The organism is Sphingobium fluminis (genome assembly GCF_037723805.1).
GTDB lineage: Bacteria > Pseudomonadota > Alphaproteobacteria > Sphingomonadales > Sphingomonadaceae > Sphingobium.
On record NZ_JBBJUK010000002.1, the window covers coordinates 362,090 to 379,016 of the forward strand.

At 64.4% G+C, this 16,927-nt stretch carries 19 protein-coding genes and 1 tRNA gene; 13 read left to right on the forward strand and 7 right to left on the reverse strand.

Annotated elements, in window-relative coordinates; genetic code table 11:
- Position 1 precedes the first annotated feature (1 nt).
- Positions 2-700: a phosphate regulon transcriptional regulator PhoB gene (gene phoB, locus WG907_RS07870; RefSeq protein WP_340232481.1), complete on the forward strand. Its 699-nt coding sequence runs from the start codon at positions 2-4 to the stop codon at positions 698-700.
- A 106-nt stretch (positions 701-806) separates the two neighbouring features.
- Here phoB and WG907_RS07875 read toward each other — a convergent pair whose 3' ends face one another.
- The 3 genes from WG907_RS07875 to recR all read right to left on the reverse strand — a co-directional run bounded on the left by WG907_RS07875 (position 807) and on the right by recR (position 2,406).
- Entirely contained in the window at positions 807-1,172 is a 366-nt protein-coding gene (locus WG907_RS07875; RefSeq protein WP_340232210.1) for a DUF4214 domain-containing protein, read from the reverse strand.
- A 45-nt stretch (positions 1,173-1,217) separates the two neighbouring features.
- Positions 1,218-1,748 carry a peptide deformylase gene (def, locus tag WG907_RS07880; RefSeq protein ID WP_340232211.1) on the reverse strand — a complete coding sequence of 177 codons (531 nt, stop codon included), beginning with the start codon at positions 1,746-1,748 and terminating at the stop codon, positions 1,218-1,220.
- 64 nt (positions 1,749-1,812) lie between these two features.
- Positions 1,813-2,406 (reverse strand): recombination mediator RecR, encoded by a 594-nt coding sequence (gene recR / locus WG907_RS07885; protein ID WP_340232212.1) that lies wholly within the window; start codon positions 2,404-2,406, stop codon positions 1,813-1,815.
- A 52-nt stretch (positions 2,407-2,458) separates the two neighbouring features.
- Here recR and fmt point away from each other — a divergent pair, with 52 nt between their 5' ends.
- Positions 2,459-3,367: a methionyl-tRNA formyltransferase gene (gene fmt, locus WG907_RS07890; protein ID WP_340232213.1), complete on the forward strand. Its 909-nt coding sequence runs from the start codon at positions 2,459-2,461 to the stop codon at positions 3,365-3,367.
- Positions 3,360-4,130 carry a tRNA pseudouridine(38-40) synthase TruA gene (gene truA / locus WG907_RS07895; protein ID WP_340232214.1) on the forward strand — a complete coding sequence of 257 codons (771 nt, stop codon included), beginning with the start codon at positions 3,360-3,362 and terminating at the stop codon, positions 4,128-4,130. The genes fmt and truA overlap by 8 nt, the downstream gene beginning before the upstream one ends.
- A 20-nt stretch (positions 4,131-4,150) precedes the next feature.
- On the opposite strand, the gene WG907_RS07900 is transcribed toward truA, so the two are convergent.
- Positions 4,151-4,891: a queuosine precursor transporter gene (locus WG907_RS07900; RefSeq protein ID WP_340232215.1), complete on the reverse strand. Its 741-nt coding sequence runs from the start codon at positions 4,889-4,891 to the stop codon at positions 4,151-4,153.
- 84 nt (positions 4,892-4,975) lie between these two features.
- Here WG907_RS07900 and WG907_RS07905 point away from each other — a divergent pair.
- Positions 4,976-5,052: transfer RNA gene (locus tag WG907_RS07905), tRNA-Arg, on the forward strand.
- A gap of 4 nt (positions 5,053-5,056) precedes the next feature.
- On the opposite strand, the gene WG907_RS07910 is transcribed toward WG907_RS07905, so the two are convergent.
- Together WG907_RS07910 and fsa are read right to left on the reverse strand one after the other, a co-directional pair.
- Positions 5,057-5,386 (reverse strand): antibiotic biosynthesis monooxygenase family protein, encoded by a 330-nt coding sequence (locus WG907_RS07910; protein WP_340232216.1) that lies wholly within the window; start codon positions 5,384-5,386, stop codon positions 5,057-5,059.
- A gap of 57 nt (positions 5,387-5,443) precedes the next feature.
- Complete coding sequence (fsa, locus tag WG907_RS07915; RefSeq protein ID WP_340232217.1) at positions 5,444-6,097, reverse strand: fructose-6-phosphate aldolase; 654 nt, start codon at positions 6,095-6,097, stop codon at positions 5,444-5,446.
- Between the two features lie 76 nt (positions 6,098-6,173).
- On the opposite strand from fsa, the gene WG907_RS07920 reads away from it, so the two are divergent.
- A complete protein-coding gene (locus WG907_RS07920) occupies positions 6,174-8,342 on the forward strand; it encodes a primosomal protein N' (protein WP_340232218.1) in 2,169 nt (722 codons plus the stop codon).
- Entirely contained in the window at positions 8,339-8,506 is a 168-nt protein-coding gene (locus WG907_RS07925) for a DUF1289 domain-containing protein (RefSeq protein WP_340232219.1), read from the forward strand. The genes WG907_RS07920 and WG907_RS07925 overlap by 4 nt, the downstream gene beginning before the upstream one ends.
- Here WG907_RS07925 and ada read toward each other — a convergent pair.
- Positions 8,487-9,536 (reverse strand): bifunctional DNA-binding transcriptional regulator/O6-methylguanine-DNA methyltransferase Ada, encoded by a 1,050-nt coding sequence (gene ada / locus WG907_RS07930; protein ID WP_340232220.1) that lies wholly within the window; start codon positions 9,534-9,536, stop codon positions 8,487-8,489. The two genes, WG907_RS07925 and ada, sit on opposite strands and share 20 nt — an antisense overlap.
- Before the next feature lie 125 nt (positions 9,537-9,661).
- Between ada and WG907_RS07935 the strand changes: the two genes are divergently transcribed.
- The 7 genes from WG907_RS07935 to WG907_RS07965 all read left to right on the forward strand — a co-directional run bounded on the left by WG907_RS07935 (position 9,662) and on the right by WG907_RS07965 (position 16,811).
- A complete protein-coding gene (locus tag WG907_RS07935) occupies positions 9,662-11,212 on the forward strand; it encodes a S1C family serine protease (RefSeq protein WP_340232221.1) in 1,551 nt (516 codons plus the stop codon).
- Positions 11,213-11,387: 175 nt separating this feature from the next.
- Positions 11,388-11,942: a F0F1 ATP synthase subunit delta gene (locus WG907_RS07940; RefSeq protein ID WP_340232222.1), complete on the forward strand. Its 555-nt coding sequence runs from the start codon at positions 11,388-11,390 to the stop codon at positions 11,940-11,942.
- Positions 11,943-11,992: 50 nt separating this feature from the next.
- Positions 11,993-13,522, forward strand: a complete 1,530-nt coding sequence (atpA, locus tag WG907_RS07945; RefSeq protein WP_340232223.1) for a F0F1 ATP synthase subunit alpha — start codon at positions 11,993-11,995, stop codon at positions 13,520-13,522.
- 6 nt (positions 13,523-13,528) lie between these two features.
- Positions 13,529-14,152, forward strand: a complete 624-nt coding sequence (locus WG907_RS07950; protein WP_340232224.1) for a LysE family translocator — start codon at positions 13,529-13,531, stop codon at positions 14,150-14,152.
- A 3-nt stretch (positions 14,153-14,155) separates the two neighbouring features.
- Entirely contained in the window at positions 14,156-15,040 is an 885-nt protein-coding gene (locus WG907_RS07955) for a F0F1 ATP synthase subunit gamma (RefSeq protein ID WP_340232225.1), read from the forward strand.
- 23 nt (positions 15,041-15,063) lie between these two features.
- Entirely contained in the window at positions 15,064-16,509 is a 1,446-nt protein-coding gene (atpD, locus tag WG907_RS07960) for a F0F1 ATP synthase subunit beta (protein ID WP_340232226.1), read from the forward strand.
- Positions 16,510-16,556: 47 nt separating this feature from the next.
- The gene (locus WG907_RS07965) at positions 16,557-16,811 is read left to right on the forward strand and encodes an ATP synthase F1 subunit epsilon (protein ID WP_340232227.1); all 255 of its coding nucleotides are present in this window, start codon (positions 16,557-16,559) and stop codon (positions 16,809-16,811) included.
- Positions 16,812-16,927 lie beyond the last annotated feature (116 nt).

Consider the following 16,927-nt stretch of genomic DNA (forward strand, 5'->3'; position numbering starts at 1 on the left):
CGTGGGCCGGGCCAAGATGCTGCTGGTCGAGGATGACGCGGCGCTTGCCGAACTCCTCATCTGGCATTTCAAACGCGAGGATTTCGACGTCACCCACACCGTCGATGGCGAGGAGGCGTTGTTGCTGGCGCAGGAGAATGTGCCCGACATCGTTCTGCTCGACTGGATGGTCGAAAGCCTGTCGGGCATCGAGGTCTGCCGCCGCCTGCGCCGCATGAACGGCACCGCCAATGTGCCGATCATCATGCTGACGGCGCGCGGCGAGGAAGAGGATCGAGTCCGCGGCCTCGAAACCGGGGCGGACGATTATGTCACCAAACCCTTCTCCCCGCGCGAACTGGTCGCCCGCGTCGGCGCGGTGCTGCGCCGCGTGCGGCCTGCGCTGGCGGGCGAAACGCTCAGCTTCGCCGATGTCGAAATGGACACGGTCGGCCACAAGGTCCGCCGCAGCGGACAGGTCATTCCCTTGGGTCCCACCGAGTTTCGGCTGCTCCGTCATTTTCTGGAGCATCCCGGCTGGGTCTTTTCGCGCGAGCGGCTGCTCGACAGCGTATGGGGGCAGGACAGCGACATCGAACTGCGCACCGTCGACGTCCACATCCGCCGCCTCCGCAAGGCGATCAATGCCGACGGCCGCATCGACGTCATCCGCACGGTGCGTTCGGCGGGCTATGCGCTCGATACGGACGGAATGGCCTGACATTTTTTTGGCGAGGATATGGATCGGGGCGACGGCAGGCTGTGCCAGGTCCATTGATATCAGGATGAGCGTTCCGATTATGCCTCATCCCGCTCTCCCACTGGCCTTATTCCGCCGGCGCGATCAACCGTTTTGAATCCGACGCGTTCAGCAGCCACAGATACACTGGCCCGACCACGGGTGCCCGTTTCAGCATCGCGCGACGGATCGCAATAGCGAGACCGGGAAGATTGGCGCCATAGATGCGCCCCTCCGCCGATTTCTTCAGCTGTTTGAGGATACTGACCTTGGTCTTGCCCTCGCTCATGCGCCGCAGATAAAATGCCAGACCATCGGCATCCGCCTGCCGGCCCAGCATCGTGATATAGGCCCAGCGGACGAAAGCCTCGCCATCGGCGCGCATAATCTCCCGCACCGATCGCGCCGGCCGCAAAGACCCGTCAAAGTCTTCCACTGAAAAACGACTCGTCATACCTGTCCCCCCAGGGAGGAAAGACTATGCGATCGCCACCAAGACTCAAGCTGCCTTGCGCGCCTTGTTCAGCTTCTTGAGCAACATGTCCCGCTTCAGGCGGGAAATGCGGTCTATGAAAAGCACGCCTTCCAGATGGTCCATCTCATGTTGGAGGCAGGTCGCCAGCATCCCTTCAATCTGTTCCTCGTGGATGCGGCCGTCGCGGTCCATCCAGCTGGCGCGGACCGAGGCGGGGCGTTCGACCTCGGCGAATTGATCGGGCACCGACAGGCAGCCTTCATTATAGGCCGACAGATCCTCCGAGCCGCTCAAAATCTCGGGGTTGATGAACACCATCGGCTTTTTGACAGGCGGCGCGTCTTCCTCCGCCGATTCCGGTTCCTGAAGGTCGATCACCAGCACGCGCTTGGGAACGCCGACCTGGACTGCGGCCAGGCCGATGCCCGGCGCGTCGTACATCGTGTCGAACATATCGTCGATCAGCCGCTTGAGGTCATCGTCGATCGCCTCGACCGGGGTCGAAATGCTGCGCAGGCGCGGATCGGGCGCCTCAAGGATAGGAAGAACTGCCATGATGCCAAAATAGACGGAATGACGTCAGATTTCAAGCATGCGGCCCTGGTCCGGCCAGCCCCGGTCAAACGGGCCGGCGCGCCCGTAACGCCTGCGCCAGCGTCCCCTCGTCCAGATAGTCGAGTTCGCCGCCCACCGGCACGCCATGGGCCAGCTGGGTCAGGCGGATCGGGAACCGCTCCAGCCGCTCGGCGAGATAGTGGGCCGTGGTCTGCCCCTCAAGCGTCGCATTCATCGCCAGCACCACCTCGTCTATGCCACCCTGTTCGACCCGCGCGACCAGCGCGTCGATGCTGAGGTCTTCGGGTCGCACCCCTTCCAGCGCCGACAAACGGCCGCCGAGCACATGAAAGCGCCCCGGGAACAGTCGCGATTTGTCGAGCGCCCACAGATCGGGAACGTCCTCCACCACGCACAGCCCCCGCGCGTCGCGGCGCGGATCGGCGCAGATGCCGCAGGGGTCGACCGTGTCGACATTACCGCAGATGCCGCACGTCACGAGCCGCTCGTTCACCGCCTCCAGCGCCCGCAATAGGGGCTCCATCGCGCCCTCCCGGCGTTTGATCAGATGCAGTACCGCGCGGCGCGCGGACCGCGGGCCAAGGCCGGGCAGCCGGGACAGCGCCTGCGTAAGCGCTTCGATTTCAGGGGAAGCCATTTGCGGCAGATAAGGGCTTGCAACCGGTCGAGACAAGAGGTTTGAGGGCATCATGCGCATCATCTATATGGGAACCCCCGATTTCGCCGTCCCGGCGCTCGACGCACTGGCGCTGGCGGGGCACGACATCGTTGCCGTCTATAGCCAGCCGCCCCGCCCCGCCGGACGAGGCAAGGCGCTGAGACCCTCGCCGGTGCACCAGCGCGCGGAAACGATGGGCATCGACGTGCGCACACCGGTTTCGCTCAGGGATGAGGCGGCGCAGGCGGCCTTCGCCGCGCTGGACGCCGATGTCGCCGTCGTGGCCGCCTATGGCCTGATCCTGCCGCCCGCCATCCTCGGTGCGCCGCGTCGGGGCTGCCTCAACATCCATGCCTCGCTGCTGCCGCGCTGGCGGGGTGCCGCCCCGATCCAGCGCGCGATCCTGGCGGGCGACAACGTCACCGGCCTCACCATCATGGACATGGAGGCAGGTCTGGACACCGGCCCGATGCGGGCTAAGCATGTCACCCCGATCGAATACAAAACCGCCGGCGCGCTGACCGATGAACTGGCGCTGGCGGGCGCGGAACTGATGGTGGAGGTGCTGGACGATCTGTCGCTGCATCCCCCCGTCCCCCAGCCCGAAGCGGGGGTGACCTACGCTGCCAAGATCGACAAGGCGGAAGCGCTGATCGACTTCACCCGCGACGCCCATCGCGTCGAGCGGCAGGTGCGTGCCTTCAACCCCTTCCCCGGCGCATATTTTGTCTATCGCGGCGAGCGGTTGCGGGTGCTGGCCGCCCATGTCGAGGATCATGCCGGGCCGGCGGGGGAACTGCTCGACGGCAGCCTCCTGATCGGCTGCGGCCATGGCGCGATCCGCCCGACGCTGATCCAGCGCGCAGGCAAGGGCGCGATGTCGGCGGGCGAATTGCTGAACGGCTTTCCCATGCCGGCGGGCAGCCGGGTGGATGACTGACGGGCCGCCCGAAGCGGTCGGCACCCGCTTCGCCTTCACGGTCGAATTTGACGGCCGACCCTTCATGGGATGGCAGCGTCAGGCCCATGGGCCCAGCGTGCAGCAGGCGATCGAGCGCGCGATCCGCAGCGTCACCGGCGAGCAGGTGGCGGTCCACGCGGCGGGACGAACCGACGCCGGCGTCCATGGCATCGCCATGCGCGCTCATGCGCAGATCGCGCGCGCCATCACCCCGTTCCGACTGATGGAGGCGCTGAACGCTCGGCTTCGCCCCGATCCGGTCGCGATCATCGACTGCCAGATCGTGCCCGACGACTGGCATGCGCGCTTTAGCTGCCTCGGCCGCGCCTATGTCTATCGCATCGCCAACCGCCGCGCGCCGCTTACGTGGGAGCGCGGTCTCGCCTGGCGCGTCATCCAGCCGCTCGACGCGGCGGCGATGCAGGAGGCCGCTCAAATCCTCGTCGGTCTGCATGATTTCACGACGTTCCGGTCGGCCCATTGTCAGGCGCTCAGCCCGGTGAAAACGCTGAGCCGGCTGGATGTCGAACGCAGCGGCGACCGCATCGCCATTCATGCGGAAGCACGTTCGTTCCTGCATCATCAGGTGCGCTCGATGGTGGGTTGCCTCGCGCTGGTCGGCATGGGCCGGTGGTCGGCGCAGAATCTGCGCGACGCGCTCGATGCACGGGACCGGGCGCGGCTGGGGCTGAACGCGCCGCCCGATGGCCTTTATTTCCTGCGGGCGGACTATCCTGAATAAGGGCGCGAGCTGATCTGCCTCTAAAGCCGGGCGCGGAACGGCGAAAAATCGGTGTCCTCGTCGAAAATATCCAACCCCTCCTTACGTTTAAGGAAGCCGACTACCGCATAGGTGAAGGGCGTCAGCAGCACCTCCCACAACACTTTGAGCACAAACTGGCTGAGCATCACCATCATCAGCGCAGTCGTCGGCCAGCCGGCGACGCCGTAAAAGGCGAGCGGATAGAAAAGCAGGCTGTCGACGCCCTGCCCCACGATCGTGCTGCCGATCGTGCGCGTCCATAAATGCCTGCCCTTCGTCCAGATCTTCATCTTGGCCAATATGAGGCTGTTGGCGAACTCGCCGGCCCAAAAGGCGCAGATGGAGGCAAGGACGATGCGCGGCACCTGCCCGAACACCTGTTCATAGGCCGCCTGCCCGGTCCAGCCCGCATCGGGCGGCATCTTCACCACCACCCAGGACATGAACACCATGAACAGCATCGCGCCGAACCCCGCCCAGATACAGCGGCGCGCGCGGGCATAGCCATAGACCTCGGTCAGCACGTCGCCCAGCACATAGGATACCGGGAAGAACAGCAACCCCGCCCCGAACGGCCATGGCCCGATCCACGGAAGGTCGATCACCGCGCGCTTGCCAGCCCCGATGACGTTGGACAGCAGCAATATGGTGACGAACCCCGCCATCACGAAATCGAAATAGCGCAGCGGCCGGGCGCCCAGCGCCGCCGCTCCGATCTTCTGAACCCCCGGATCGCTCATGGCCCGAGCTTATCGCGGCACACAACAGATGCAATGCCGCAATGATTGCGCCGCCGCCAATGCGCCGCTATCGCGCAAGCCCAAGGCCCCGTAGCTCAACTGGATAGAGCACCCGCCTTCTAAGCGGGATGTTGCGTGTTCGAGTCACGCCGGGGTCACCATGCGTTAGATTTGCATCGCCCGGTCCAGCAGGTCGTCCATCACGGTCATGGTGAAGATCGGATCGGCATTCTGCGGCACCTCCGCGATCGCATCGACGAACGCCGCGCGCGTTTTGGGGTCGTCATAGACCATCTTCTGGTCGAAAGCCGCGCGCCAGGTCGCTTCGTCCGGCCATTCGGCATAGCCCACGAACCGCCCGTCCGCGTCGCGGTGCAGACGCGAGCCATAGCTGCCATAACGGGCGCGGATCAGATCGGTGCCGCGCCGCCACGCCTGCCGAAACTGATCCTCCTTGCCCGGATGCACCCGCCACCAATAGACCGCCACGAACATCGCCCTCTCTCCTTACCATCGAAAAGCGGACGAAAGCGGGCGAGGTTCCGGCGGCGTTCAGAGGATAGACTGCCCCGTCTTGGCCCAGTCCGCCGCGAAGCCTTCCAGCCCCTTGTCGGTCAGCACATGATTGAATAGCGACCGGATGACCGAAGGCGGCGCGGTCATGACATCGGCGCCGATCCGCGCGCTTTCCAGCACGTGGATGGGATGGCGCACACTGGCGACCAGAATTTCGGTGTCGAAACCATAATTGTCGTAGATCAGGCGAATGTCCTGGATCAGCGCCATGCCATCGAAGCCGTTATCGTCATGCCGGCCGACGAAGGGCGAGATGAAACTGGCGCCTGCCTTCGCCGCGAGCAGCGCCTGATTGGCGGAGAAGCACAGCGTCACATTGACGAGAGCCCCATCGTCGGTCAGCGCCTTGCAGGTTTTGAGGCCGTCGATCGTCAGCGGCACCTTGATGCAGACATTGCCGGCGATCTTCCGCAGGACGGCGGCTTCCTTCATCATCGTTGCATGATCGAGCGCGACGACCTCGGCAGACACGGGGCCATCGACCAGCCCGCAAATCTCCTCGACCACTTCCAGAAATTTGCGGCCCGACTTGTGGATCAGCGAGGGGTTGGTGGTCACGCCATCGAGCAGGCCGGTTGCGGCCAGATCACGAATGTCCGCTGTATCGGCGGTATCGACGAAGAATTTCATACAGGCCCCTGATGTGGTGATTCGTTCGCGCCGGCTATAGCGCGATCCTGTTGGCATGTCCTACATGGGGCCGACCATGTCCCGCGCCCGCGTCCTCCTGCTCAATGCCGCCCTGGGGCCACTTGACTATCGCGTGCCCCATGACATGCGCGTCAAGCCGGGCAGCATCGTCATCGCCCCGCTGGGGCCGCGCCAGCTCGTCGGCGTGGTGTGGGAGGAGGATGCCTTTCCCGACGTCGAATCGGTCGGCGACAACCGGCTGCGCAACCTCATAGGCGTGGTCGATGCACCGCCGGTCCCCGACACGCTTCGCCGCCTGATCGAATGGACCGCGGATTATTATCTGGCCCCCCCGGCGGCGGTACTGCGCATGACGCTGTCGTCGATGCCCGCGCTGGAGGGCGCGCGCACGGTGATCGAATATCGCCGCAGCGGCGATTTGCCCGACCGTATGACCGAACAGCGCACGCAGGCGATGGAGCGGATCGGCGAGCGGCAGGGGCTGATTCGCGAACTGGCGATGATCGGCGGTGTCAGCGACGCGGTGATCCGGGGCTTGGTGAAAGCCGGCGCGTTCGAAGCGGTGGAAGTCAGCATCGACACGCCCTTTCCCGAACCCGACCACGCTTATGCCCCACCTGCCCTGTCCGACGCGCAGGCGCAGGCTGCCGGGACATTGGTCGAGGCGGTAGAGGCGGCCGCATTCGCGCCCTTCCTGCTCGACGGCGTGACCGGATCGGGCAAAACCGAAGTCTATTTCGAGGCCATTGCCGCAGCCATCCGGGCGGGCCGGCAAATACTCGTCCTGCTACCCGAAATCGCGCTGACCGAGCCGTTCCTCGAACGATTCGAAAAGCGTTTCGGCACGGTCCCGGTCAACTGGCACAGCGGCCTGCGCCAGAGCGAGCGGCGGCGCGCCTGGCGTGCGATCGCGAGCGGGCAGGCCAAGGTTGTGGTGGGCGCGCGATCGGCCCTGTTCCTGCCCTATCCCAATCTCGGCCTGATAGTCGTCGACGAAGCCCATGAGGCGAGCTTCAAGCAGGAGGATGGCGTCCATTATCATGCCCGCGACGTGGCGGTGATGCGCGGCCTGATCGAAACTTTCCCGGTGATCCTCGCCTCCGCCACCCCGGCGATCGAAACCCGGCATCAGGTCGATCTCGGCCGCTATCGCGAAATCAAGCTGCCCTCGCGCTATGGCGGGGCGGAAATGCCGGCGATCGAGGGCATCAACCTGCTGACCGACCCGCCCGAGCGCGGCCGCTGGATCGCGCCGCCGCTGGTGAAGGCGATCGACGAGACGATGGGCAAGGGCGAGCAGAGCCTGTTGTTCCTCAACCGGCGCGGCTATGCGCCGCTGACATTGTGCCGCCATTGCGGCTATCGCTTCCAGTGCCCCAATTGCACCGCCTGGATGGTCGAGCATCGGCTGACCCGTCGCCTCGCCTGCCATCATTGCGGCCATGTCGTGCCTTCGCCCCGTTTCTGCCCCGAGTGCAAGGAGGAGGATAGCCTCGTAGCCTGCGGCCCCGGCGTCGAGCGCATCGCCGACGAGGTAAAGGCGCTCTGGCCGCAAGCGCGCATCGCCATCGTCACATCGGACACGCTCTGGTCGCCGGCCAAGGTCGCCGAGTTCGTCAAGTCGGTGGAGGCTGGCGATGTCGACATCATCGTCGGCACGCAGCTCGTCACCAAAGGCTATCATTTCCCCAATCTGACGCTGGTCGGCGTAATCGACGCCGATCTGGGGCTGGAGGGCGGCGACCTGCGCGCGTCGGAACGGACCTTCCAGCAGATCGTGCAGGTCGCCGGACGCGCCGGGCGCGGCCAGAAGCCGGGCCGCGTGTTCATCCAGACCCGTCTGCCGGAGAGCGAGGTCATCCAGGCGCTGATCGCGGGAGATGTCGAGCGCTTCTACGCGGTCGAGACCGAAAATCGCCGTCACGCCAACGCACCGCCCTTTGGCCGATTCGCGGCGATCATCATCTCCAGCGAGGATGCGCAAGAGGCGGCCCAGGTCGCTCGGCTCATCGGCAAATCCGCGCCGATGATCGAAGGAATGCGCGTCTATGGTCCCGCGCCGGCGCCGATGTCGGTGCTGCGCGGCCGTCATCGCCATCGCCTGCTGATCCATGCCACGCGGGCCGTGGATATCCAGTCGGCGATACGGGAATGGCTCAGCAATGTCGTCTGGAAATCGGGCACGCGCGTCGCCGTGGACGTCGATCCCTACAGCTTCATGTGAGCGACGCCGTCCCCAGCCCCTGTCGCAACCAGTGCGCGCTCGACGCGACGCGGGGCCATTGCACCGGCTGCATGCGGACGCTGGACGAGATCATGCGCTGGAGCCGGATGGTCGACGCGGAAAAGCGCGCTGTGCTCGCGCGGCTTAGCGCTGCTCCCGACTGAGCAGCGCCTGCTTGCGTTCGACCCCATAGGCATAGCCCCCAAGACTGCCATCGCCGCGCAAGACGCGGTGGCAGGGGATGAGAACGACCAGCCGATTGTCGCCGCATGCCGAGCCCGTGGCACGCACCGCGCCCGGCCTGCCGATGGCGGCGGCGATCTCGCCATAGCTGCGCGTCTCCCCGGCAGGGATCGCGCGCAGGGCGGCCCACACCGCTTGCTGAAAAGCGGTGCCATGCAAATCAAGCGGCACATTCGGCAGATTTGCGGGCGAATCGGCCAAAGCCGCAACCTGGGCCGCCAGCGCCTGGAAATCAGCATCGCCCGCGACGATCTGAGCCTTGGGAAAATGGCGGCGCAAATCGGCCTCCTCCTCGTCGAAACTGACTCGACACACGCCTCGCTCCGTCGCCGCAACCAGCATCGGACCGAGGCTGGTCGGCATCACCGCATAGTTGATGCTGACACCGCGCCCTCCATCCTTCCACGCGCTGGGGCTCATGCCCAGGTGGCGGTCGGCATCGGCATAGGCGCGGCTTGGCGCATTATAACCCGCATCGTAAATCGCATATGTCACGCTTTGCTCCCCAGCCAGCGCCGCCTTCAGCCTGTCCGCCCGCAACGCCCGGGCATAGGCGGCGGGGGTCAACCCCGTCTCGCGCTTGAACAGACGATGGAAATGATGGGGCGCATAGCCGACATGCGCCGCCACCCTCTCCAGACGAAGAGGCTCCGGCGCAGCCTCGATCAGGGCGATCGCGGATTCCACGGCGATCCGATCGCGGCCGATTTCGTCCGGCCGGCACCGCAGGCAGGCGCGAAAGCCCGCCGCGCGCGCGGCTGACGCATCGGGCAAAAAGATCATATTCGCCCGCTTCGGATGCCGCGCGGCGCAGCTTGGCTTGCAATAGATGCCGGTGGTCAGCACCGCACCGACGAATACGCCGTCAAACGCGCGATCGCGGCGCAGGAACGCATCCCAGCAGGCTTCGGGATCGAGCATGGCGGATGGGGGGCGAATCATCTGGTTCATGGCTATGGAATAGCCGCGATAGCAAAGCCATGCTTCCCGCACCTTGCCTTCAAAATTGCCTGTGCCTGCCGCCCGGCTTTTCCCGATTGCCTAAGTTGCGTCATGGCATATGAAGGCTCGCAATCATGCGCACCCTGCTCCGTCTCCTCATCCCTGCCCTTGCGCTCACCGCGCCGGTCTCGGCGAGCGCCGAACAGCAGGATATCGCCGCCACCGCGCGCAGCGTGGTGCGCGTAGCCATCGTCGCGACCGATGGCGCCGACGCCTATTTCGTCGGCCATGGCAGCGGCATCGCGGTCGCCCCCGACAAGGTCGTCACCAACGCCCATGTGGTCGAGCTGACCCGGCAGGAAAAAAATCTCGTCATCGGCATCGTGCCTTCGGAGGGGCGCAAATCCTATGGCGGCCATGTCATCGCCTATTCGCCGGGCAATGATCTTGCGCTTATCCAGCTGGACGAGGGCAGTCTGCCGGCTGGCACCTTCTTCGCCGGCGCGGCTACCGATGGCCAGCATGTCACCGCGATCGGCTATCCCGGCACGGTGGATCGCGCGCAGGGCCTTGGCCTGCGCCAGATGGTCGAGCCGCTGGATACGGTAAAGACCAGCGGCAACATCTCGTCGGGCCGTAGCAGCCGGACGTTCGACACATTGTTGCACACCGCACCGCTGGCGGCGGGCAATAGCGGCGGACCACTGGTCGACGATTGCGGCCGTATATTGGGCGTGAACAGTTTCGGCTCGGTTTCCGATGGCAATGATGCGGAGTTCGGCTTCGCCATATCGTGGCGTGAGATATCCTCCTTCCTGCGTCAGGCGGGCGTGGCGTCGCTGCACACCGTCGCGCCATGCCGTTCCATGGCGGAAGCCGACGCCGCGGAGGCGGCGATCACCCAGCGCGAATCGCAGGCGCTCGAACAATCGAGCCGAGCCCATGCCGATGCGCGCGAGCAGGCGCTGGGCAAGGCGCGCGACGCGGCCGAGCGCGACGTCATCGCCGCGCGCGAAAATGCGATGGCGGGCGCGGCCGTACTGCTGGCGCTGGCGGTGCTGGGGCTTGGCGCTGGCGGCCTGTTCTACAGCCAGGGGCGCGAACGCCGCGCGACCTGGTTCATGGCCGGTGGCGGTGTGCTGCTGCTGGGCGCCCTCGGCCTGTTTTTCCTCAAGCCAAGCTTTTCCAGCATCGACGATCATATAGTGGTGCCGGAGGACAGGAGCGTCACCACCAACGGGGCGTTCGCATGGGCGGGCGACAATATCTGCCGGATCGACCTCGACCGCAGCCGCCTGACCGTGTCGCAGCCCAATGACATTCCGTTCCACTGGGCGGAGGGCGGCTGCGTCGATGGCGCTATCCAATATGCCGCTTCGGGCACCGGCTGGACCCGCGCCACGGTGCCGGACAAAGGCAATTATGTCACCACAAGCAGCTTCGATCCCGCAACCGGGCTGCTGCGGGTGCAGCGCTGGCTGCCCGACGCCAATATCATGGAAAAGGCGCGTGCTCTGACGAAGGATGGCCCGCCGCGGGGCTGCTCTGGCGATGCCACCGCGCTCGCGAAGATCGCCGCGCTCGGATCGGGCCTGTCGTCACTGCTGCCGGCCCAGCCCAATGAGCGACTGGTCTATCATTGCCAGAAAGGCCTGCTCGCGCCCAAAGAGGGCGATAAACCGTAAGGGTTTCACAGTAAAACCCACTTTGAAACATGCTTTGCTCGCCGTCGCGATGAATCGCGCCACATGACTTGCATAGTCATAATCGCGCTGCTAACCGGCCCAACAACAGGGGGACGGGCATGACTGCTCCCCTCTCTTTGCATGACCGGCATAGACTATGGAGGACGGTAAGCGCGTGGAGACTTCCGGCGGCATTCAGGCCAGCCTCAGCGGCCGCTATGCGGTGGCCCTGTTCGATCTGGCAAATGACGGCACGACGCTCGATTCCGTGGCGGAGAGCCTGGGCGCGCTGAAGGCCGCCATCGCGCAATCGACCGATTTCAGGGGCCTGATCTACAGCCCCGTCCTGAGCCGTAATGCGGCAAGCAAGACGATCGCGGCGGTCGCATCCGCCATGGGAATCGACGCACTGACCACGAAATTTCTGGGCGTGCTGGCAGGTAACCGTCGTCTGTCGCAATTGCCGGCGGTCATCCGCGCCTATGAAACGCTGCTGTCCAGTCACAAGGGCGAAGTGCGCGCGGAAGTGACGAGCGCTCACCCGTTGAGCGAAACGCAGATTGCGGCGCTCGGCCAGAGCTTGCGCGCTCGCGTCGGCCGCGACGTCTCGCTCGATGCAAAAATCGACCCTACGATCCTGGGTGGTCTGGTCGTCAGGATCGGCAGCCAGATGATCGACAGTAGCATTCGCACCCGATTGAATAGTCTCGCTCACGCGATGAAGGGCTGAAAAGCCCGCACAGGATTGATGACCTGAAAAGGTCCGATGAAAGGCTGAACATGGATATCAACGCCGCAGAAATTTCGAAGGTCATCAAGGACCAGATCGCCAATTTCGGCACCGAAGCGCAGGTCAGCGAAGTCGGTTCCGTGCTGACCGTGGGCGACGGCATCGCCCGCGTCCATGGCCTCGACAACGTCCAGGCGGGCGAAATGGTCGAGTTCGCCAATGGCGTGCAGGGCATGGCGCTGAACCTTGAAGCCGATAATGTCGGCGTCGTGATCTTCGGCTCGGACAGCGAGATCAAGGAAGGCGACACCGTCAAGCGCACCGGCACCATCGTCGACGTGCCGGTCGGCAAGGGCCTGCTCGGCCGCGTCGTGGACGGCCTTGGCAACCCCATCGACGGCAAGGGCCCGATCGTGTCCGACCAGCGCATGCGCGTCGAGCGCAAGGCGCCCGGTATCATCCCGCGCACGTCGGTCCACGAACCCGTCCAGACCGGCCTCAAGGCTATCGACACGCTCGTCCCCGTCGGCCGTGGCCAGCGCGAACTGATCATCGGCGATCGCCAGACCGGCAAGACCGCCGTTGCCATCGATACCTTCATCAACCAGAAGGCCGCGAACGCGGGCGATGACGAGAGCAAGAAGCTCTACTGCATCTATGTCGCGATCGGCCAGAAGCGCTCGACCGTTGCGCAGATCGTCAAGCAGCTCGAAGAAAATGGTGCGATGGAATATTCGATCGTCGTCGCCGCGACTGCTTCCGAGCCTGCCCCGCTTCAGTATCTCGCGCCTTATACCGGCGTGACCATGGGCGAATATTTCCGCGACAACGGCATGCACGCCCTCATCGTCTATGATGATTTGTCGAAGCAGGCCGTGGCCTATCGCCAGATGTCGCTGCTGCTGCGTCGTCCTCCGGGCCGCGAAGCTTATCCCGGCGACGTTTTCTATCTCCACAGCCGCCTGCTTGAGCGCGCTGCCAAGATGAACAGCGACAATGGCTCGGGCTCGCTGACGGCGCTCCCGATCATCGAAACGCAGGCGGGCGACGTGTCCGCCTATATCCCGACCAACGTGATCTCGATCACCGATGGCCAGATCTTCCTGGAAACGAACCTCTTCTATCAGGGCATCCGTCCGGCCATTAACGTCGGTCTGTCGGTGTCGCGCGTCGGTTCCGCCGCGCAGACCAAGGCGATGAAGAAGGTATCGGGCTCGATCAAGCTAGAGCTGGCCCAGTATCGCGAAATGGCGGCCTTCGCCCAGTTCGGGTCGGACCTCGACGCCTCGACCCAGAAGCTGCTCAATCGTGGCGCGCGCCTGACCGAGCTGCTCAAGCAGGCGCAATTCTCGCCCCTGCCGTTCGAGGAACAGACCGCGTCGATCTTCGCCGGCACAAACGGCTATCTCGATGCGATCCCGGTCAAGGATGTGACCCGCTACGAAGAATTGATGCTGGCCTATCTGCGCCATGATCACCCCGAAGTGCTGACCGCGATCCGCGATAGCAAGGATCTGGGCGATGACGCCAAGGGCAAGCTCAAGGCCGCCCTGGATTCGTTCGGCAAAACCTTCGCTTAAGGCGCAATGCTGACCGCCCATTCCCTTTTTGCCTGGACCATCATGTCGATCGGTCTGGTGCTGCTTCCGGGACCGGACACCATGCTGGTGGCCGGCCACGCGGCGCGGCGCGGGCTGAAGGCGGGCATGGCGGCGATTGGCGGCATTCAGCTTGGCGGCGTCTTCTTCATGGCGTTGTGCGGCTTCGGCTTTCTCAGCATTCTGAATGCGGTCCCCGGCCTGTTCATGGCGGTCAAGATCGCCGGTGCGCTCTACCTCGCATGGATGGGCCTTGGCCTGCTGCGCGGGGCGATCCGGCCGCAGCCGGAAACGCCGCAGCGGGTGCGTCTCGGCGCATCGCCCTTCACTCAGGGTTTTATCAGCACCGTGCTGAATCCCAAGGTGGCGGTGTTCTTCCTGGCCGCCCTGCCCCAGTTCGTGGGCACAGGTCCGCAAGCGCCGGTACAGGGCATGTTGCTGATCGCGATCGTCTACGCGCTGGGTTTTGTCTGGTGCGGTCTGCTGGCGGTGCTCGCCACCCATGCCGGCCGCAGGGTCGGCCGTAGCGGTGCGATGCGCTGGTTCGAAGGCGCCATGGGCGTCGGTTTTTTTGGTCTCGCGGGTCGTCTGGCCCTTGCTCGGAACGTTTGAGATATGGCTAGCCTCAAGGAACTGAAGATCCGCATCGGGTCGGTCAAATCGACCCAGAAGATTACCAAGGCCAAGCAGATGGTCGCCGCCGCGAAACTGCGCAAGGCGCAGGCCGCCGCCGAGGCCGCCCGCCCCTATTCCAGCCGCCTCGAATCGGTGGTCGCCAGCCTCGCCACCAAGATCGCGGGCGGCACCGGTGAAGGCGCTTCCCCGCTGCTCGCCGGCACGGGCAAGGACGAAGTGCATCTGCTGGTCGTCGCCAACTCCGACCGGGGCCTCGCGGGCGCATTCAACGCGAACATCGTGAAGGCCGCGCGGCTGAAGGCCGACGAACTGATCGAAGCCGGCAAGACGGTCAAATTCTACCTCATCGGCCGCAAGGGTCGCCCGGTCATCAACCGCACCTTCCCCGGCATGATCGTGGGCCAATATGACACGACCGGCGCGAAGCAGCCAGGCTATCATCAGGCGCACGAAATCGCCAACGAGCTGACCGACATGTATCTGAACGGCAAGTTCGATGTGGCGCATCTCTTCTATTCGCGCTTCAAATCGGCACTGGCGCAGATCCCGACCGAACAGCAGATCATCCCGGTCAAGATTCCCGACGATGCCGATCGCAACGCGATCGCGGCAACGGTCGAATATGAACCCAGCGAGGAAGCGATCCTCGATGAACTGCTGCCGCGCAACGTCACGATCCAGCTGTTCAAAGCGCTGCTCGAAAACAACGCGTCCGAACAGGGCGCGTCGATGACCGCGATGGACAATGCGACCCGCAACGCCGGCGACCTCATCAGCAAGCTGACCATCCAGTATAACCGCAGCCGCCAGGCCGCGATCACCACCGAACTCGTCGAGATCATCTCGGGCGCCGAAGCCCTCTAAGACACGCACGCAAGGAAGCATTCATGGCAACCACCAACAATGTAGGCCGCATCAGCCAGGTCATCGGCGCCGTCGTCGACGTGACCTTCCCCGATGCTCTCCCCGCCATTCTTTCGGCGCTGGAAACCAGCAATAACGGCCAGCGGCTGGTGCTCGAAGTCGCCCAGCATCTGGGTGAAAACACCGTCCGCACGATCGCGATGGACTCGACCGAGGGTCTGACCCGCGGTCAGGAAGTCACCGACACCGGCGCGCAGATCAGCGTGCCCGTCGGCCCGGCGACGCTCGGCCGCATCCTCAACGTGGTGGGTGAGCCGATCGACGAACGCGGCCCGGTGGCCACGGAATTGCGCTCGCCGATCCATGCCAAGGCCCCCGAGTTCGTCGACCAGTCGACCGAAAGCGCGATCCTCGTCACCGGCATCAAAGTGATCGACCTGCTCGCCCCTTACGCGAAGGGCGGCAAGATCGGCCTGTTCGGCGGCGCGGGCGTCGGCAAGACCGTGCTCATCCAGGAACTCATCAACAACATCGCCAAGGGCCATGGCGGCACGTCGGTGTTCGCGGGCGTCGGCGAGCGTACCCGCGAGGGTAACGATCTCTATCATGAATTTCTCGACGCCGGCGTCATCGCCAAGGACGCCGATGGCAACGCGATCAGCGAAGGCTCCAAGGTCGCGCTGGTCTATGGCCAGATGAACGAACCGCCGGGCGCGCGTGCCCGCGTCGCCCTGTCGGGCCTGACCATCGCCGAATATTTCCGCGACGTCGAAAATCAGGACGTGCTGTTCTTCGTCGACAATATCTTCCGCTTCACCCAGGCGGGCGCGGAAGTGTCCGCCCTGCTCGGCCGTATTCCTTCGGCCGTGGGCTATCAGCCGACCCTGTCGACCGACATGGGCCAGTTGCAGGAGCGAATCACCTCGACCAACAAGGGGTCGATCACCTCGGTGCAGGCCGTCTACGTCCCCGCGGACGATCTGACCGATCCGGCGCCGGCGACCTCGTTCGCGCATCTCGATGCGACGACCGTTCTCAACCGCGCGATTTCGGAGCTGGGCATCTACCCGGCGGTCGATCCGCTCGACTCCACCAGCCGCGTGCTGGAGCCGCGCACCGTCGGTCAGGAACATTATGACACCGCCCGCGCGGTGCAGTCGATCCTTCAGAAGTACAAGTCGCTGCAGGACATCATCGCGATTCTGGGCATGGACGAACTGTCCGAAGAAGATAAGCTGACCGTCGCCCGCGCGCGCAAGCTCCAGAAATTCCTGTCGCAGCCCTTCCACGTCGCCGAAGTCTTTACCGGCATCAGCGGCAAGTTCGTCCAAATCGAGGATACGGTGAAATCGTTCAAGGCGGTGGTCGATGGCGAATATGACCATCTACCCGAGAACGCCTTCTACATGGTGGGCGGTATCGACGAGGCCATCGAAAAGGCCAAGAAGCTGGCGGCTGAGGCGGCTTAAGACACACAGCATCCCCTCCCCCTTGGGAGGGGTTTAGGATCGAACCCATGGCACTGCATTTCGAACTCGTGACCCCTGAAAAGCTTTTCCGTTCGGAGGAGGTGTATCAGGTCGTGGTGCCCGGCACCGATGGCGACTTCGGCGTGCTGGAGGGCCATGCGCCCTTCATGTCGACCGTGCGCGACGGCAGCATCCAGATCTATGCGACCGCCGGGTCCGCGCCAGAGATCATTCCGGTCGAGGGCGGTTTCGCCGAGGTGAATGAAAAGGGCCTGACGGTTCTCGCCGAAAAGGCTGGCTAAGCTTCCGGATTTCCGGATCTAAAGCGATTTCTAATCAGATGGAAACGCAGTTCGGCGAAGCCAATCATCTGATGGCTCAGAGCCGAAGGCCAGCGCAGCTAAAGCACGTGCGTAAA

Bases quoted from the DNA above. Each gene is read 5' to 3' on its own strand.
- truA (WP_340232214.1), top strand. From the start codon at position 3,360: ATGACTGACGGGCCGCCCGAAGCGGTCGGCACCCGCTTCGCCTTCACG.
- WG907_RS07910 (WP_340232216.1), bottom strand. From the start codon at position 5,386: ATGTTCGTGGCGGTCTATTGGTGGCGGGTGCATCCGGGCAAGGAGGAT.
- WG907_RS07900 (WP_340232215.1), bottom strand. From the start codon at position 4,891: ATGAGCGATCCGGGGGTTCAGAAGATCGGAGCGGCGGCGCTGGGCGCC.
- WG907_RS07955 (WP_340232225.1), top strand. From the start codon at position 14,156: ATGGCTAGCCTCAAGGAACTGAAGATCCGCATCGGGTCGGTCAAATCG.
- WG907_RS07965 (WP_340232227.1), top strand. From the start codon at position 16,557: ATGGCACTGCATTTCGAACTCGTGACCCCTGAAAAGCTTTTCCGTTCG.
- WG907_RS07875 (WP_340232210.1), bottom strand. From the start codon at position 1,172: ATGACGAGTCGTTTTTCAGTGGAAGACTTTGACGGGTCTTTGCGGCCG.
- recR (WP_340232212.1), bottom strand. From the start codon at position 2,406: ATGGCTTCCCCTGAAATCGAAGCGCTTACGCAGGCGCTGTCCCGGCTG.
- WG907_RS07920 (WP_340232218.1), top strand. From the start codon at position 6,174: ATGTCCCGCGCCCGCGTCCTCCTGCTCAATGCCGCCCTGGGGCCACTT.
- atpA (WP_340232223.1), top strand. From the start codon at position 11,993: ATGGATATCAACGCCGCAGAAATTTCGAAGGTCATCAAGGACCAGATC.
- WG907_RS07950 (WP_340232224.1), top strand. From the start codon at position 13,529: ATGCTGACCGCCCATTCCCTTTTTGCCTGGACCATCATGTCGATCGGT.
- WG907_RS07935 (WP_340232221.1), top strand. From the start codon at position 9,662: ATGCGCACCCTGCTCCGTCTCCTCATCCCTGCCCTTGCGCTCACCGCG.
- fsa (WP_340232217.1), bottom strand. From the start codon at position 6,097: ATGAAATTCTTCGTCGATACCGCCGATACAGCGGACATTCGTGATCTG.
- ada (WP_340232220.1), bottom strand. From the start codon at position 9,536: ATGAACCAGATGATTCGCCCCCCATCCGCCATGCTCGATCCCGAAGCC.
- atpD (WP_340232226.1), top strand. From the start codon at position 15,064: ATGGCAACCACCAACAATGTAGGCCGCATCAGCCAGGTCATCGGCGCC.
- def (WP_340232211.1), bottom strand. From the start codon at position 1,748: ATGGCAGTTCTTCCTATCCTTGAGGCGCCCGATCCGCGCCTGCGCAGC.
- fmt (WP_340232213.1), top strand. From the start codon at position 2,459: ATGCGCATCATCTATATGGGAACCCCCGATTTCGCCGTCCCGGCGCTC.